The sequence below is a fragment of the Spirochaeta cellobiosiphila DSM 17781 genome, assembly GCF_000426705.1.
GTDB lineage: Bacteria > Spirochaetota > Spirochaetia > DSM-17781 > DSM-17781 > Spirochaeta_E > Spirochaeta_E cellobiosiphila.
Genome location: NZ_KE384558.1, coordinates 160,317 through 174,074, shown reverse-complemented (window position 1 = coordinate 174,074; position 13,758 = coordinate 160,317). Strand labels below are relative to the sequence as shown.

General features: G+C 38.6%; 15 protein-coding genes. 13 read left to right on the top strand and 2 right to left on the bottom strand.

The window, feature by feature from the left end:
- Positions 1–74 precede the first annotated feature (74 nt).
- Positions 75–671: a coiled-coil domain-containing protein gene (locus K345_RS0117415; RefSeq protein WP_028975246.1), complete on the top strand. Its 597-nt coding sequence runs from the start codon at positions 75–77 to the stop codon at positions 669–671.
- Positions 672–791: 120 nt separating this feature from the next.
- Complete coding sequence (locus tag K345_RS22630) at positions 792–1,388, top strand: TetR/AcrR family transcriptional regulator (RefSeq protein ID WP_053228441.1); 597 nt, start codon at positions 792–794, stop codon at positions 1,386–1,388.
- 26 nt (positions 1,389–1,414) lie between these two features.
- On the opposite strand, the gene K345_RS0117405 is transcribed toward K345_RS22630, so the two are convergent.
- Both K345_RS0117405 and K345_RS21710 read right to left on the bottom strand, forming a co-directional pair.
- Positions 1,415–2,719 (bottom strand): glycosyltransferase, encoded by a 1,305-nt coding sequence (locus K345_RS0117405; protein WP_028975245.1) that lies wholly within the window; start codon positions 2,717–2,719, stop codon positions 1,415–1,417.
- A gap of 109 nt (positions 2,720–2,828) precedes the next feature.
- Complete coding sequence (locus K345_RS21710; RefSeq protein ID WP_083963848.1) at positions 2,829–3,587, bottom strand: nucleoside deaminase; 759 nt, start codon at positions 3,585–3,587, stop codon at positions 2,829–2,831.
- Between the two features lie 251 nt (positions 3,588–3,838).
- Between K345_RS21710 and atpB the strand changes: the two genes are divergently transcribed.
- Genes atpB through K345_RS0117345 form a run of 11 tightly spaced genes read left to right on the top strand, consistent with a single transcriptional unit; the run spans position 3,839 to position 13,518 of the window.
- Entirely contained in the window at positions 3,839–4,681 is an 843-nt protein-coding gene (gene atpB / locus K345_RS0117395; protein ID WP_028975244.1) for a F0F1 ATP synthase subunit A, read from the top strand.
- Between the two features lie 29 nt (positions 4,682–4,710).
- Entirely contained in the window at positions 4,711–4,941 is a 231-nt protein-coding gene (gene atpE, locus K345_RS0117390) for an ATP synthase F0 subunit C (protein ID WP_028975243.1), read from the top strand.
- Positions 4,942–4,950: 9 nt separating this feature from the next.
- Positions 4,951–5,433: a F0F1 ATP synthase subunit B gene (locus K345_RS0117385; protein ID WP_028975242.1), complete on the top strand. Its 483-nt coding sequence runs from the start codon at positions 4,951–4,953 to the stop codon at positions 5,431–5,433.
- Positions 5,430–5,966, top strand: a complete 537-nt coding sequence (gene atpH / locus K345_RS0117380) for an ATP synthase F1 subunit delta (RefSeq protein WP_028975241.1) — start codon at positions 5,430–5,432, stop codon at positions 5,964–5,966. Before K345_RS0117385 ends, atpH begins: the two co-directional genes overlap by 4 nt.
- Positions 5,967–5,969: 3 nt before the next feature.
- The gene (atpA, locus tag K345_RS21705) at positions 5,970–8,159 is read left to right on the top strand and encodes a F0F1 ATP synthase subunit alpha (protein ID WP_083963847.1); all 2,190 of its coding nucleotides are present in this window, start codon (positions 5,970–5,972) and stop codon (positions 8,157–8,159) included.
- A gap of 2 nt (positions 8,160–8,161) precedes the next feature.
- A complete protein-coding gene (atpG, locus tag K345_RS0117370; RefSeq protein ID WP_028975240.1) occupies positions 8,162–9,025 on the top strand; it encodes an ATP synthase F1 subunit gamma in 864 nt (287 codons plus the stop codon).
- A 3-nt stretch (positions 9,026–9,028) separates the two neighbouring features.
- Positions 9,029–10,441: a F0F1 ATP synthase subunit beta gene (gene atpD / locus K345_RS0117365; protein WP_028975239.1), complete on the top strand. Its 1,413-nt coding sequence runs from the start codon at positions 9,029–9,031 to the stop codon at positions 10,439–10,441.
- A 2-nt stretch (positions 10,442–10,443) separates the two neighbouring features.
- Positions 10,444–10,713 (top strand): F0F1 ATP synthase subunit delta/epsilon, encoded by a 270-nt coding sequence (locus K345_RS0117360; protein WP_028975238.1) that lies wholly within the window; start codon positions 10,444–10,446, stop codon positions 10,711–10,713.
- Positions 10,703–11,392, top strand: coding sequence for a PTS sugar transporter subunit IIA (locus K345_RS0117355; RefSeq protein WP_028975237.1), 690 nt, complete (start codon positions 10,703–10,705; stop codon positions 11,390–11,392). Before K345_RS0117360 ends, K345_RS0117355 begins: the two co-directional genes overlap by 11 nt.
- Positions 11,393–11,405: 13 nt before the next feature.
- Entirely contained in the window at positions 11,406–11,864 is a 459-nt protein-coding gene (locus K345_RS21700; protein WP_053228440.1) for a PTS sugar transporter subunit IIA, read from the top strand.
- A complete protein-coding gene (locus K345_RS0117345; protein ID WP_028975236.1) occupies positions 11,857–13,518 on the top strand; it encodes a cation:proton antiporter domain-containing protein in 1,662 nt (553 codons plus the stop codon). The genes K345_RS21700 and K345_RS0117345 overlap by 8 nt, the downstream gene beginning before the upstream one ends.
- Positions 13,519–13,758: the final 240 nt, after the last annotated feature.

Sequence of the window (13,758 nt, the reverse complement as noted above, 5' to 3'; positions counted from 1 at the left end):
CGGTCGACCTATTTACGAATCCATAGTAATCTTGTTATCCTGAACTCAACATAAAATACAGGAGTAAATCTAAGATGAGAAATCTTGTCCTCATATTAGGAATCATTGGTTTTGTAGCTTCCCTAAGCTTTGCTCAGTCAACCGATACAGTGGATATCAGTAATACCCAGGCACAAATAGACCAGCTGAAGGTAACAAATGATAATCATCAGTATTACATTGATAAAAATAATAACCGTAAAACAGAATTGGAGAGTAGAATATCATCCAGTGAGTCACGACTTTCTGAGATAGAGGATTCTTTAGCCTATGCAGAATCCATTAACAAGGAACTTCTTGATATCATGGAGCAGACACCAGATAAAGGTGCTTTAGCTGATATGGAGAAATCCAGATCTGAATTACTTAGTGTAAGATGGTTACTTCGCAATGAAAAAAAATCTCTCACAGCTCAGGTAGCAAAAGACAAAGAAGAAATGGCATCAATTGATGCAGATAATAATAGACGTAATATGTTAATTAGTCAGAACAATGAGACTATAACTAGTCTTCAAGAGGAAATCTCAACAACACAAACAAGGTTAAGTGAAATTGAAGGCAAATTAACTGATCTTGATTCACGTTTAGCACAACTTCGTGAAGGAATGGATAAGCCTCAACCTGCTAACTAAAAATGTGGGGCTATCTCAAATGATATGGGATAGCCTTGATTTTAATAAATTCCATTTAAATACTATCAAAAATCAAAGAACGTGAACTATAGAAACTTTTACTTATAGATTGGGAATAGTATGAAAAAGAAAAAATACCATCATGGTGACTTGTCTAATACCCTTATAAGGGAAGGACGTAATTTGCTACGTCAAACATCTGTAGAGAATTTTTCCCTACGACAATTAGCGTACCTTATTGGGGTAACTCCCATGGCCGTGTACAAACATTTTCAAAGCAAAGAAGACTTGATTACAGCTATTGTAACAATAGCCATAGAGGACTTACACACAGAATTGGAACAAATGTTACTGAATGATATGGATAATCGGGAACAGTTGCTTCACATTGCTGTATACTACATTAAATTTTTCCTAGCTAATCCAGAAGTCCTATATGCTCTCTTTCAGGACACTCAAAAGAGAGAGCACCTACTTGAAAGTGAACATGAGAACCTGCAAGAAACCCTGAGATCCTATGTACTGTACAAGCCATTGTTCAGTAAAATAAAAGAAACAGGAACTTTAAATGAATTTATCCCCTGTGAGTTGACACCTTTATTTCTTATCTCCCGAATACAGGGAATCGCCACCCTATTGATTAGGGAAAGTTGGGCGTTTGTGGAAAGAACACCTAGTGATGAAGATATAAAAAATCTCATTCAGTATGGATTTTAAAATTTAATGAAGGAGATAGGAAAGGGTTACTCCTTTCCTATTTTACTCTTATTTAAGCCCCACTTCACATATTTATTATAAATGTATTTAAGATCCACCTGAAAATGTCCAATAATTTTGACAATGGATTTGAGATGGAGATAATCTTTCTTCGGTAAGGTTCCTTCGTGATTGCGGGTGATAAGATCTGTATACAACTCTTCCCAAATATCAATAACATGATCCATATGATGCTCTTTTGTAGAATCATAAGTCTTTTGACTCATTAGTTTTACATCAACACGTTCCAATAAAATATCAACAAGTCTATCGGCCATTTCTTCCGGGTCATCAGGATCGCATAAAAAGCCATTAACACCATTATCTATTAAGTCAATCAAGCCACCTGCCGCAGCACAAACAGGTACAAGGCCATTAGCCTGAGCTTCAAGAATGGTAATACCCTGTGTTTCCGTTTTTGAAGCTGTAGCAAAACATTGACAGCATCGAAAAACACCACTCTTTACTAAATCATCATGAGGTATAGCCCCTGTAAATATAATAGAATCATCAGGACACAAGCCTTTAGCTTCAACTTGGAAATCTTCCCGTTGCGGACCATCTCCAATAATCAAAAGTTGAGCATCAGGGACTTCACTTTTAAGGAGGACAAGGGCTTTTATTAATTCTGATATATTCTTTTCATAGGCTACCCTGCCAACATAAAGTATGACATGGCTTCCCAGATTATACTTTTTTTTGAATTCTTCAGATTTTGAATTATCAAAGATAGACAAATCAATACCATTTGATATAGCCATAGAAGGGGGTGTACAACCATGGTCCTTAATAATTTGTACAGCTTTTTCAGTAGGTGCTGTAACATAGTCAGCCGCATTGTAATAGAGATTGGCATAATCCCAAGCAACATGCTCATCTATACGAATAGGCCCATGAAATAAATGTTTAAAATAAGTGGGATCACCAATGAAGGTATGATAAGTCCCAATAACAGGAACCTTTAACATTCTACCAATTTTTATCCCTAGATAGGAAACAAAAATGGGAGTCATAAAATGAACTATATCTACTTTATTCTTCCTTAATTTGCGGTATGTAGAATAACTAAAGACTGTCGTCCATCGAAAGTCATCATAAAAAGAGGCTGGTAAAGAAGGTAGACGAATGACTTTAATATCAGGATGACAAAATTCATCTTTGAGCTTAAATAAAGGGGCAACGATATACACTACATGCCCTCGAGCAATCATATTCTCAGCAAGACTCATAGTCGAAGTGACAACCCCATTTATCTGAGGATAGAATGCATCCGTAAATATAGCTATATTCATTTGATCACCCTTAAGCTTTCATTTTTTATTGTGTTACTTTACCCATTATACATCACATATAACGAAATTATCTACAATATTGTTACATACCAGGTCTGTATCCAAGGTTCTAATAAGGAACTTTTGCGGTTCTTTTCCATAAGTTAAAGGCATCAAGAGAGTTATCAGTAGTGCATTGGCAGCATGTACGTTCCCTTTCTATGTAGGACTGTTCTAATTCGTTATACAATTCTTCGTCTGAAAAATTGACCCCCTGTACAGCAGCATCAAATCGGGTAGCAGCAAAACATAGAACAGGAATTCGTGCCCAGGAAACAGCAGAATAGCACATAGGACAGGGTTCACAACTAGAATAAATCACACAATAAGAGAGCGCACCAGGTTGTTCCAGTTGGGATTCTTTTTTGTCAATATGACCTAAATCAAAGACGCCTAAAGAGTGACAGGCACTTCGGATAGTCATCACTTCGGCATGAGCTGAGGGATCATAGGTACGGGTAACCTGATTGTGATTAGTCCAATAGCGAATGATACGATTGGTCTCTTCATCAACCTGCAAAATTGCCGCACCAAAAGGACCACCAGAATTTTTAACAGATTCTAAAGCTACTTCACAGGCTAAACGAGCCCATCTGTCACCTTCATGCTCAATATCCTTATACAATTTATTTGTTTTTATATTAGCCGTCTGCAAGGGAACAAATTGACATTCATGAGGATCTTCTAAAGTACAATCGGGCTGATATCCAGACCACTCTTGAAAGGACTCCCCTTTTTCTTTCTTAGGAGGGACTTTAAAATAAATTTCTTCCATTACTTCTTCAGGATCTGATAGATAAGGCTGTTGATATGAATTGGACTTTGCCATGTGCTTCACTCACTTCTTAACTCAACAACTAGAAGAGTCAAATATTAAAATTCATTAGATATGCATAGTATATGGTATGACAACTCTGATACAATAGGCAATAAATTATGAAGTGTTCAATCTAGGAAATATCTGTACATTAACTTCTATTGTAGCCATTTTCACCCATTACTGGACAAACAATTCTTTTTCATTGACTTAGGTATGCCAAAAAACTAAAGTTTTAGTAACTTAAATAGGTGAGGAATCAAATGATAGCTAAACTTAAAGGATATCATAAACTTCCTTTGCTGTTCTTGATGATGCTAATGGGGTCTTCTCTATTCGCTCAGGAACAAGGTGAAGGTGTCTCAGAGACCTTATTCAAACATATCTTGGATGGTCATGAATGGGATATATTCCCCTTTCTACCTACCATTCACCTACCAAATAACCTGTCTGTGCATCAACTGATGCTGATTATTGGAGTCTTCCTGGCTTCCCTGTTCTTTCTTCTACTTGCTAAAAAAAACGATATGAAACCTAAGAAGTTAACACTGACTATGGAATACCTGGTGCTCTTTGTTAGGGATGATATGGTATATCCAATTATGGGAGAAGAAAAGGGAAAGAAATGGTTACCCTTTTTCATCACCTTATTCGTTTACCTCTTGATCTTAAATATCCTGGGATTGATACCAGCCTTCAAAACAGCGACAGGGAATATTAATGTGGCAATGATGATGGCTATTCCTATCCTCTTCATTACTTTTATTGATGGAATAAGACATTTGGGTATTAAAAAGTTTTTTACCAATCTGTATCCGGAAGGGTCTCCTTTTGCCGTAGGGATCTTTGTCGCTGTCTTAGAGTTTATCAGTATTTTTACCAGATCATTAGTTTTAGGACTTCGGTTATTTGCCAATATGTTTGCCGGACATATGGCTATACTGTCCTTTCTTGTTTTGATCTTTGTTATTAACCCATTCTTTGGGTTTATATCCGTACCCTTTGCGGTCTTTACATATACACTTGAGGTCTTGATAGCGGTGCTTCAAGCCTTTGTTTTTACTTTGCTTAGCTGCATTTTTATCGCAATGGCGAGTGAGCACTAAGACAAATTGTTTATTAGGGAGGAAATTAAATGGATTTAACATTATTAGCTAAGGCAATTGCTGTTATTGGAGCTGGATTAGCCATCGGTGGTGGTGGAATCGGTATTGGTTTGGTAGGAAGTAAGGCTCTTGAAGCTATAGCCCGACAACCACAGGAAAAGAAAGACATCAGAACAAACATGTTCCTTGTAGCAGCATTGGTTGAAGGGTTAGCTTTCTTTGGTGCTATCATAGCCTTACTCGTTATCTTTATGGGATAAGGGTGTTCTATGGATTTATTTGCTTTAGAACCGGGATTGGCCATATGGACTTGGATTAGTTTTGCCATTCTATTCTTTATTATGAGTAAGTTTGCTCTTCCTGTTGTGTTGGATAACCTCAACAAAAGGGAACAATACATCTCATCAGCAGTTGATAAAACAGCGCAGATTGAGAAGAGACTGGGAGAGATTGAATCTGAAAGAGATGAAATAATAAAGAAGGCGAACGAAGAAGCAGACAAGATCTTGCTTAACACTCGTCAAGATGCAGAAAAGCTAAAACAAGAACTGGCTAAAAAGGCAGAAGCAGAAGCTTCAGCCATTATTCAGGAAGGTCATGAAAGAGCGAAACTTGAAAGGGAAAAAATGATTTCCGATCTTCAAGACGATTTATCTGATCTTATATGTAATACTTCAGAAAAGGTGGTAGCCTCAACCTTTATATCTGATAAAGAACGTCAGTGGACAAAGGATTTGGTCAAACAACTATGAAAGGAATAGAACGAATTCAGCGCTATGCTCAAGCCTTATATGAAGTCGCAGCCAAACAGGGTGTGTTAGAAAACATACAACAAGACATGGACTATATAGAAGAAATAGTAGGAAGTTCAGAGGAATTACATGAATTCTTTCATAATACAAAAAACTATTCTTTAAGCGATAAAAAAGTGCTGGATACCGTGTTTATTCCTTATGTTCATGAATTAACGGCTAATACGATAAAACTACTGAAAGACAATAAGCGATTGTCTGCACTCCCCCTATTACCCAAAGCCTATCGGGATATTGATCTTATGGAAAGGAATATCACCGAAGTTACAGTAGAAAGTGCATCACCCTTAGATGAAGAAACGAAAAAACAGATTCTTAATACTATGAAGAACAAAGTACAAGGTGACGTGCTACTTAAAGAAAGTTTACAACCAAGTATCATCGGCGGGGTACGCATCATCTGGAATAACAGAATGATTGATCATTCACTTAAAGGCCGTTTAAAAGCCTTAAAAGTCCAACTAAGTAGGTAAATTATGGCAAATGATATGAAAGCATCCGAAATACTGGATATCTTAAAAAAGAAAATTGAGAACTTACCCCAAAAGCAAATTGAGTTTGAAATGGGACGGGTTATCCAAGCGGGAGATGGAATTGCCCAGGTATGGGGACTCGATCATATTTTATCTGGAGAACTCGTTGAAATAGAGACACCCTCCGGTGAACTTGTTCAGGGAATGGTTATGAACCTGGAAGAGGAAACGGTTGGAGTTATACTCTTTTCAGACTATGAAAAGGTCACCGAAGGTTGTCTGGTAAGAAGAACAAAGGAAGTAGCAAAAGTTCCTGTTGGAGAAGCGTTATTAGGCAGAGTTGTTGATCCTCTAGGAAATCCAATTGACGGAAAAGGGCCTATTAAAGAGTCAGGTTACAATCGGGTTGAAGTAAAAGGACCAGGGATCATTGATAGACAGAATGTTATAGAGCCCTTACAAACAGGTCTAAAATCTATTGATTCTATGGTTCCCATTGGAAGAGGACAAAGGGAACTCATTATTGGTGATAGACGGACAGGTAAAACAACTATAGCCATAGATACTATCATCAATCAAAAGAATCAATTGGATCCTGCTAATCAAGTCTATTGTTTTTACGTTGCTATTGGTCAAAAAAGATCTTCTGTTGTAAACCTCATGGAAACATTAAGAAAACAGGGGGTTCTTGAATTCACAACTGTAGTAGCAGCTACGGCTTCTGATCCTGCGGCCCTTCAGTATTTAGCCCCTTATTCAGCTACAGCAATGGCAGAGTACTTTAGGAACTCAGGACGTCACGCTTTGGTCATTTATGATGATTTAACAAAACATTCCCAGGCTTATAGAGAAATATCTCTTCTAATGAGACGGTCCCCGGGAAGAGAAGCCTATCCTGGAGATATCTTCTATCTACACTCCCGACTCCTGGAAAGAGCGGCAAAAATGAGTGAAGAACGTGGTGGAGGCTCTTTAACCTCCCTGCCTATAGTAGAAACACAGGAAGGGGATGTATCAGCCTATATTCCTACTAATATCATATCCATTACAGACGGTCAGATATTCCTTGAGTCTAGTTTATTCAATTCTGGTTTGCGACCAGCCATCAATGTAGGGATATCCGTTTCCCGGGTTGGAGGGGATGCCCAATTAAAGGCAATGAAACAAACCGCAGGATCCTTAAGGATAGACCTGGCCCAGTTCCGAGAGCTCGCTGCTTTTATGCAATTTTCATCAGACTTGGACAATGCCACAAAGAGCCAACTAGCGAGAGGAGAACGACTAACAGAATTATTGAAACAACACCAATATTCTCCTGTGGAAGTATTCAATCAGATTATGATTATACAAGCAGGAGTCACAGGGCGCTTAGATAAATATCCCACAGCTAAAGTACTTAGTTATCAAGAAGAATTATTCACTTTCCTTGAAAAGGAAGGTCCCCAATTCATGGCTAAGTTAAGAGAAAAGAAGGCCTTTGATGATGAGTTGAAAGAAGAATCTGAAAAGCTTTTTGATCAGTTCGAAGAAATATTCCGGCCAGATGCTATGCAGCATGATATTGATTCTGGCTATACATTGAATCTATCAATGGCTATGAGTCAAAGGACGTCCCGTATCAGTAAGGATATGTTTAAGTTAGTCGAAAGACTTACGGCTCAGGAATTATCCTCACCAAACTTAGAAACAGAGATCGAAGACATCATTACGAATAAGGACAATAAAGAATCAGATAGATTTGATAGATTGATTCAGGATTGTGAGATTATAGATTACGATAAGTCTAAGTCAATGGAAGCCCTCTTAAAAGTGGCGGCAAAGAAACTACAGACAAAATCCATAAATAAAGAACTGATCTTTGATAAACTTATGGAAAGAGAAAAATCGAGTACTACTGCACTTACGCCTTTCTTTGCGATTCCCCATATTGTAGTGGAAGAAGAAGATACCTTTAAGATGCTTATTGTAAGATCCAAAAAGGGAATAAGCTTTACTAATGATAGGGAGTCTGTCCACTCTATTTTTGTTTTAATGGGATCTATGGATCAACGGCACTTCCACTTAGTGGTCCTCTCCACATTAGCACGAATTGTTCAAGACCCTACTTATCAAAGGTCTTGGATGGAGTCTAAAAAGCTAAGTGATCTTAAGGACTTAATTCTTCAGATCAAGCAGGAAAAGGAACAGGAATAATTATGGCAGCCTTTAGAGATTTGGGAAGAAAAATAACTTCCCTTAGAAATATGCAAAAAGTCACGCGAGCTATGAACATGATATCTTCTATTAAGCTGCGAAAATATATGGCCATAGCTGATGCGGTAAAAGAATTCCATGGAGAAGTGGATAAGATGTGTGACAAAATCCTGGCAGGGACATCCCATGTCAATCATATTCTCACGGAAGGTTATGAAGAGGTTAAGACCATACACCTAATCCTCTATACGGCTGATAAAGGACTTTGTGGAAATCATAATAACAGCATCATCAAAAACTTTGATGCCTTTGCCAAAAAACTAAAGGAACAGAAGATAGATCTTCATATAAGTTGTTTTGGTAATAAAGCCATACAACACTGTCATAGGCATGGGTACAATGTAATTCATGAAGCTAAAATGACTGAAAAGGACCTAACAAAGGATCAACTTAAGACGATTGCTCACGATCTTTACCAACAATATATGAAGGGAGAGGTTCAGCAGATTATTATACTAGGCAATATATTTGAATCAACATTACAACAGGACACAAAAAAAGAGCAATTATTACCTCTTGTTTCCAATAGTGATTGGTCTGGGACAACTTTTTCAGATTTTGAACCCGAAGAGAGTATAATACTAGACAGTTTTGCCCCCTCTTATCTGTATGATAAATTAAAAGCCTTCATGCTTAATTCATATTTAAGTGAACATTCTTCTCGCTTAACAGCCATGGAGAATGCCACAAACAACTCTGAAGATCTAATTAATAAATATACCAATTTGGAAAATCACGCTCGACAAGCGGCGATTACCAATGAATTGATTGAAATTGTTTCCGGAAAGGAAGCCTTAAAGGGATAGAAAATGAGTGAAACAGTAAGAACAGGAAAGATAGTACAAATATTAGGCCCCGTTGTTGATGTTCGTTATGGAGATGAGAACATACCTCCCATCTATACTGCATTGAAGACAACCAACGCCTCTATTTCTGATAAAAAAAATAACCTGGTCCTGGAAGTGGTTCAACATATCGGAGACAACACAGTAAGGGCTATTGCTATGGATTCCTCAGAAGGATTAAGTAGAGGCCTGGAGGTACAGGATACGGGAGAACAGATTACTGTTCCTGTAGGGGATGCGACCTTAGGAAGGATACTAAATGTAACTGGTGATCCTGTAGATGCAAAAGGTATCGTCGATAGTAAGGTTCGTTATCCCATTCATAGACATGCACCTGCGTTTGATCAATTAAGCACGTCAGATGAGATTCTCCATACTGGTATCAAAGTCATTGACCTCCTCGCACCCTACATGAAAGGTGGTAAAATTGGATTGTTTGGTGGTGCCGGTGTAGGAAAGACTGTTCTTATTATGGAACTAATTAATAACATAGCCAAAGTTCATGGTGGATATTCTGTATTCTGCGGTGTAGGTGAGAGAACCCGTGAAGGAACCCAGCTATATGGGGAAATGCAGGAATCAGGAGTACTTGACCGTACCTCACTTGTCTTTGGTCAAATGAATGAACCACCTGGAGCAAGAGCCCGGGTAGCTTTATCAGCCTTGAGTGTGGCTGAATACTTTCGTGAAGAACAACAAAAGGACGTTCTCCTTTTTGTTGATAATATATTTAGATTTGTTCAGGCAGGCGCTGAAGTTTCAGCGTTATTAGGAAGAATACCTTCTGCCGTTGGCTACCAACCAACACTCGCTTCTGAGCTCGGTGAATTACAAGAAAGAATTACCTCTACCAAGAATGGTTCTATCACATCAGTACAAGCCGTATATGTACCTGCTGATGATTATACCGATCCGGCTCCGGCTACAACATTTTCTCACTTAGATGCAACAACGAACTTGAGTCGGTCCATTGTAGAGATAGGGATCTATCCAGCCGTAGATCCCCTGGCATCCTCCTCCCGGATGCTTTCACCAGATGTCGTAGGTAAGAGACATTATTCTGTAGCACGAAGAGTTCAGGAAATCCTTCAGGTCTATAAAAATCTCCAGGACATTATCGCAATCATGGGAATGGATGAATTATCTGAAGATGATCGGCAGACCGTAGAGAGAGCTCGTAAAATACAAAAGTTTCTCTCCCAGCCCTTTAGTGTGGCTGAGCACTTTACAGGAATGAAGGGTGTTTTTGTTCCCCTTGAAGACACAATTCGGTCCTTTGAAGAAATCCTCGACGGCAAGCACGACGACCTGCCTGAACAAGCTTTTTATATGGTGGGAACCGTAGAAGATGCCCGAAGGAAAGCAGGGAAGCTGTAATCATGGATAGTTTTACCCTTAAAATTTTATCTGATAAAAAAATATATCATAAGGGGCAGGTGTTATTCTGTACCCTGATGACAATAGAGGGATCCCTGGGAATCAAGGCAGGACATGAAAACTGTCTGGCCATCTTATCTCCGGGATCAACCATTGAGTTTTCAACATCAAAAGGCAAAAATGGCCAGATAAGCATTAGTCAAGGCACAATGTCTTTTGATAATAATACATGTACAATTATAATAGATGAGTTAAACACTGATGAAACATGAAATTTTAACCCTTTCTGAGGTAGCCCAATATTTAAAAGTATCTGAAAAAACGATTCATCGTATGATTGGAGAGAATGCCATTCCCTGTGCCAAGATTGGCGGTCAATGGCGGTTTCTTCAAGATATGATCGATGATTGGCTTCTAACACAAATGCGTGTTGTCCCTCAGCAAACCTATCTAGACACCTTACAGGCTCAACGGGAAGTTATATCAATTGGTCGTCTGCTTAATCCTGATTCAGTGGTTATGGATTTAGTACCCGGGAAAGCAGAGACAGCCCTAATGACCATCACCAAAGCGATGGAAAGTGCCGGGATTATTGATGATTGGGAACTATTCCACAGGCAGTTAACAGAACGTGAAAAGATGATGTCAACTGGAGTAGGCAATGGAATAGCAGTCCCCCACCCCCGTAATACAGGTCGTCCTCCCATTGTTCATAGCGGAGTAGGAATAGGATACTGTCGTGAAGGAATAGACTTTAACGCCATTGATGGAAATAAAACCAAACTATTTATGGTTATAGCCAGTTCTTCTGACCCTGTTCATGTAAAAGTTATGTCACAACTGGTACGAATTGCGGGAACAGAAGGTTTTCTTGAAGCTGTTGATCAGATAAAATCCAAAAATGATTTAATTGGTCTATTCTTGGAAAAAGAGGCTGAGATTTTTATTTAATAAGGAGAAGGAATTGGAATTTTTGAACCACGTGAAGGAAAACTATGTAGTTCAGCTTAAGGGAACTAACAAAGCTAGTGTTATCTCCGAATTAGCATCTCTAGCATTATCAAACAATCTTATTAAGAATCTGGATGATTTAGTTCAACAGTTAAACTACAGAGAAGAACTAATGAGCACAGGTATTGGATTAGGATTGGGTATCCCCCATGTTCGTTATGCAGATCTAAAAGAACCTGCTATTTTCATAGGAATACAGCCAGAGGGTATAGCTGATTATGAATCCCTTGATCAATCTGTAGTCAAAATTGTTTTTATGATACTTGTAAGGGAAGGAGAACACAAAAGACATGTTCGTCTCCTATCCCAAATCGTTTCTCTTTTAAAATCAGAGGAACTAAGAAACAAACTATTAAATTCATCAACCCCAAGTGAAGCCTTAACTCTTCTTAGGGAGGCAAACAATGCCTGATTTCTTACATTTTAACACATTATTATTACTTGGTTTAGCTATCTTCGGAGGAACAATCGGAGGAAGGCTTTTTCAGAAAATAAAAATCCCCCAAGTAGTAGGATATATCATCATAGGACTGATCATCGGGACCACAGGAGCCAAGATCATATCTACAGATACCTTATCCACCTTCTCTCCCTTTAACTCCTTTGCCCTAGGTCTTATAGGTTTTATTATTGGAGGGGAGCTTAAGAAAGAAACCATTCAGAAATATGGTAAACAATTCACCATTATTCTATTTTTGGAAGCCTTAGGGGCCTTCTTTGCTGCGGGATTACTAGTATTTAGCGTTTCTTACTTAATGTTCCATGATATCAAAATCGCTACGGCTTTAGGTCTATTACTAGGTTCTATCAGTTCTGCAACGGCTGCGGCTGGGACAACGGACGTATTATGGGAGCTTAAAACACGGGGACCACTAACTAGTACGCTATTAGGGATAATTGCCTTGGATGATATCCTGGCGCTTTTCTTATTTGCAATCGTATCAAGCTTTGCCAGTGTCTTGGTAGGTGGCGGAGAACAAAGACCCTTCTACTTTGAATTACTTAAGCTTGTATATGAAATCGGTGGTGCGGTGATCCTGGGATTAGCAGCTGGATACCTATTGGCAAAATTGCTTAAGAATAGTCATGATGAAGAACGAACCCTGACCTTCACAGTGGGAGGTATCCTCTTAGTATTAGGTTTAGCCACAGCCCTTGATTTTGATACTATTTTGGCAGCCATGTTTATGGGTATTATGATTTGTAACATTGCCCCTAAGAGAAGTAAGGACATCTTTAGTTTGATGGAAAAGCTGGCACCTCCTGTCTACGTACTCTTCTTCGTATTCGTAGGAGCCAAACTTGATTTAAGTACAATACCTTTTACTATCATTTTCTTATTACTAGCCTATCTACTGGGACGTAGTGGAGGAAAAATGTTCGGTGCTTGGTTTGGAGGTTTTCTATCAAAAGCACCAACAACAGTACGTAAATATCTATCCTTCTGCTTATTTAGCCAATCAGGTGTAGCAATAGGACTATCTATCATTGCAGGACAAAAGTTTTCAGGTTCTGTAGGTTCAACAATTATCACTATAGTAACAGCTTCCACATTTGTCGTTCAGTTGATAGGACCTGTCTTTATTAAATACGCAGTTATCAAAGCTGGTGAAAACGGTCTTAATATTACAGAGAATGATTTGATAGTAAAAAGTAAGGCCTTAGACGTCATTGATAAGGCACCTATCCTTATAAGAGATAACACACCTATAACCAAGGTGTTAGCTAAGATTAGTGAGTCTGAGAGCTTATACTTCCCTGTTGTTAACAAGGACAATCAATTAACTGGTGTTCTATCTATTGAAGGAATCAAAAACGCTTTCATTGCCCAGGAATTAACAGATATGATATTGGCACACGACTTAATGGAACCGGTCAGCTATGCCTGTGGTAAAGACAATCCTTTACCGGAAGTACTGGAAGCTATGAAGCATAATCTTGTGGAATCGGCTCCTGTCTTAGATGAAGAAAAGCATCCTGTTGGGATGATTGAAAATAGGGCGGTTCAAAAACACTTCTCCAGAAAGATACTTGAGCTGCAGCACAAAGCAGATGCCCTTGGCTAAAGGATTATGTTGATTTATTGATGACATCCATTGGAGTTAGGCAAAGAAGCAATTGCCCTTTATAAGGAAGATTCAGAAGATCAGCCAATCTATAGGGTATCATTTAGATACAAGAGATAATGAAAGGGATTACCCCCTATTTGATCTTCATAAGTTTTAAAAACTAAAGATCACTAGTTACATGTCTCCCCCTGCTACATCCCAAAGAGAGGATCAACCTGTATCCTCTCTTTGGGATAT

Bases quoted from the DNA above. Each gene is read 5' to 3' on its own strand.
- K345_RS0117415 (WP_028975246.1), top strand. From the start codon at position 75: ATGAGAAATCTTGTCCTCATATTAGGAATCATTGGTTTTGTAGCTTCC.
- K345_RS22630 (WP_053228441.1), top strand. From the start codon at position 792: ATGAAAAAGAAAAAATACCATCATGGTGACTTGTCTAATACCCTTATA.
- K345_RS0117405 (WP_028975245.1), bottom strand. From the start codon at position 2,719: ATGAATATAGCTATATTTACGGATGCATTCTATCCTCAGATAAATGGG.
- K345_RS21710 (WP_083963848.1), bottom strand. From the start codon at position 3,587: ATGGCAAAGTCCAATTCATATCAACAGCCTTATCTATCAGATCCTGAA.
- atpB (WP_028975244.1), top strand. From the start codon at position 3,839: ATGATAGCTAAACTTAAAGGATATCATAAACTTCCTTTGCTGTTCTTG.
- atpE (WP_028975243.1), top strand. From the start codon at position 4,711: ATGGATTTAACATTATTAGCTAAGGCAATTGCTGTTATTGGAGCTGGA.
- K345_RS0117385 (WP_028975242.1), top strand. From the start codon at position 4,951: ATGGATTTATTTGCTTTAGAACCGGGATTGGCCATATGGACTTGGATT.
- atpH (WP_028975241.1), top strand. From the start codon at position 5,430: ATGAAAGGAATAGAACGAATTCAGCGCTATGCTCAAGCCTTATATGAA.
- atpA (WP_083963847.1), top strand. From the start codon at position 5,970: ATGGCAAATGATATGAAAGCATCCGAAATACTGGATATCTTAAAAAAG.
- atpG (WP_028975240.1), top strand. From the start codon at position 8,162: ATGGCAGCCTTTAGAGATTTGGGAAGAAAAATAACTTCCCTTAGAAAT.
- atpD (WP_028975239.1), top strand. From the start codon at position 9,029: ATGAGTGAAACAGTAAGAACAGGAAAGATAGTACAAATATTAGGCCCC.
- K345_RS0117360 (WP_028975238.1), top strand. From the start codon at position 10,444: ATGGATAGTTTTACCCTTAAAATTTTATCTGATAAAAAAATATATCAT.
- K345_RS0117355 (WP_028975237.1), top strand. From the start codon at position 10,703: ATGAAACATGAAATTTTAACCCTTTCTGAGGTAGCCCAATATTTAAAA.
- K345_RS0117345 (WP_028975236.1), top strand. From the start codon at position 11,857: ATGCCTGATTTCTTACATTTTAACACATTATTATTACTTGGTTTAGCT.